This window comes from Roseovarius tibetensis, from assembly GCF_050896375.1.
Lineage (GTDB): Bacteria > Pseudomonadota > Alphaproteobacteria > Rhodobacterales > Rhodobacteraceae > Roseovarius > Roseovarius tibetensis.
Genome location: NZ_JBPBBB010000105.1, coordinates 1 through 2216, shown reverse-complemented (window position 1 = coordinate 2216; position 2216 = coordinate 1). Strand labels below are relative to the sequence as shown.

3 protein-coding genes are annotated in these 2216 nt (G+C 49.6%); 2 read left to right on the top strand and 1 reads right to left on the bottom strand.

Translation table 11 applies throughout. The features are described 5' to 3' along the window. On the top strand, positions 1-190 hold a 190-nt coding region (locus ACROSR_RS20490), incomplete at its 5' end, for a hypothetical protein (RefSeq protein ID WP_432687726.1). Positions 191-855: 665 nt separating this feature from the next. Further along, positions 856-1215, top strand: a complete 360-nt coding sequence (locus ACROSR_RS20485; RefSeq protein WP_432687725.1) for a thermonuclease family protein — start codon at positions 856-858, stop codon at positions 1213-1215. Positions 1216-1230: 15 nt separating this feature from the next. Here the strand turns inward: ACROSR_RS20485 and ACROSR_RS20480 are convergent, their stop codons facing one another. After that, entirely contained in the window at positions 1231-2085 is an 855-nt protein-coding gene (locus tag ACROSR_RS20480) for a DUF4435 domain-containing protein (protein WP_432687724.1), read from the bottom strand. Positions 2086-2216 lie beyond the last annotated feature (131 nt).

The window sequence follows — 2216 nt, the reverse complement described above, 5'->3', positions numbered from 1 at the left end:
TCAACACCATGATTTATATACGAAATACCAAGCTCAGGACAGCGAAATCAGCGGACTACTTGGGGAATGCGGGTTAACAGCGGGATTGTTCATATGCCATCAATTTCTGTCGATCCCGACAGCGCATCCCCTGCTGGTGTCGGACCTGCGCAGGCCGGTCAACGATCAAGGCCCTGACCCTGTGCCCTAGGGGATCTTCGACACACGCATTCTGCGACGCGCGCATGCTCGATGGGCTTGACATGCGCGTTCACATCCCACCCCAATTCTGCTTTCGCCGAGCTCGTTAACGGATGATCTGACCGCATTACGGTCCGGTGCCACCCTGCGCGCTCAGGCCCTGAACCGGCGCTGCAACTGGGAGTGGAGGCGAGTACCGGAATCGAACCGGTGTAGACGGATTTGCAAAACAAGGTATATAACTGATTTCAATCAACTTTATGTTTGGACACCACGGTTTTTGCAGCAGAACGTAACATGAATGTTTAGACGCTTTAGCAGCGGTTTGACTGTGTTTAAGACAGCTTCTCTTAGATCGCCTGTGCCAGTCACTGCAGGCCTCATTGTCCAGCTTGGCGTTGACGGTCGTCATAGAATTGCCCATTCTGAGCGGTACAAAGTATTGTTGAAAATTTTGAGGTGTCACCTTTGCTCAGAAAGCTTATTCACGCATTGTTTTTCAGCCGCCCTACGAAACGGCAGAACGCGCCACGATATCATGATGTTGACTTTCCCATTCCACAGCCTGCGCCCAAGGCAATACCTTCACAGCATATTGAACCTCCGAATAAGGCACCAACCCCGGTCCAACCGCTTCGCGATACGCGCGAGACTACGCTCACAGGAAAATGCTACGTGGTCGATGGCGACACGATCAGGATCGGAAAAGTGAGCCTACGCTTGGCGGGCATCGACGCGCCAGAGCTTGAGCACCCTTGGGGCAAAAAAGCGAAATGGGAGTTGGTCCACCTCTGCAAAGGTCAGATCATAACCGCCGAGATCGAGCCGGAATTATCCTATGACCGGATTGTCGCGACCTGTTTTCTTCCGGACGGTCGTGATCTGAGCGCTGAAATGGTGCGTAGGGGAATGGCGCTGGACTGGCCGAAATTTTCTGACGGAAAGTACCAACACTTGGAGCCGGAAGGCGTCCGCAAGAAACACTGGAAAGCGGCGGCGAGGCAGCGCGGGCATATGCATGTTTTCAATAAATAAGGATGCGTGAAATAGTTAAAGCTGATTCAAACGTCTCTTTAAGTACGGATCAAAGGAAATATCGGCATTTGCTGCGAGCATTGATCTAAATGCTTGCTTGGGTAGGTTGACCTTAAAACGATGTTTCATGAAGTCGTAAATGAATGGTAGTAAATAGTCTTTTGCCGAGACCGCGCGGACAGTACCAAGGCTTTGGTACCTTTGGTTTGCGTTATGAAACCAAGAACGAAGCTCCGTAAAAGTTGCCACGACACGTAATTGCCTTATGGTATAAATCACCCTCAACCGGGTTTTTTCAGGACAAAAATAAGGTGTAGCTTTTGTGTCATCTTTCAGTAGATACGCGCTGTATGAGACCGTTTTTATTGACAAACGAAACTCTTGACACGCCCCATAACAAAGAAACAAATCGGCCAAGCAAGGCTGGTTACGGTTTAGCCAAGACGCTAAGTTGATGCTTGCCTTAGCCGTTTTTTCGTCAATGTGCTCGTCGAATGTGGTTGCAACAGTTATAAGCCCCTCTTCACTTAGAAGATAGTTTTCGACGCAGTATGCGCGGAGACGGTATAGATGCTTGAGCCGTGGTTTCGCTCTGCCTGAAAGAAGGTCTAAATCTCCATCAATGATGTATAATTTACGCCGTCCGTCTTCTACTTGATCGGCTCTACAAGCGGCAATGACATTATCCCTTCCTCCGAGAGTACTTACGCTATTCAAGCGAGTGCATGCCGGAAGGTATCGTCTTAATAATTTAACCCACGTGTTTGGCGCTGCGGTGTCTTCTACGAACACCTCTATGTCGTTCTGCGATGATTTTAGAAACCCAAGAGCTGGAGCTGATTTCGCAGGATAAACTACCGATGTACTCATGATTCACCGGACGGGTATTTCGATACAATTCTTGACTTTGTCCAGAATGATCGACAGGGGAATCGCAGTTGGCTTTTAGGCTCTGAGCTGACCCTCTTGCTGCCGGGCTCGTGATGGATTCTGGGTAGGGA

Coding starts and splice junctions, on each gene's coding strand:
- ACROSR_RS20480 (WP_432687724.1), bottom strand. CDS start 2,085: ATGAGTACATCGGTAGTTTATCCTGCGAAATCAGCTCCAGCTCTTGGG.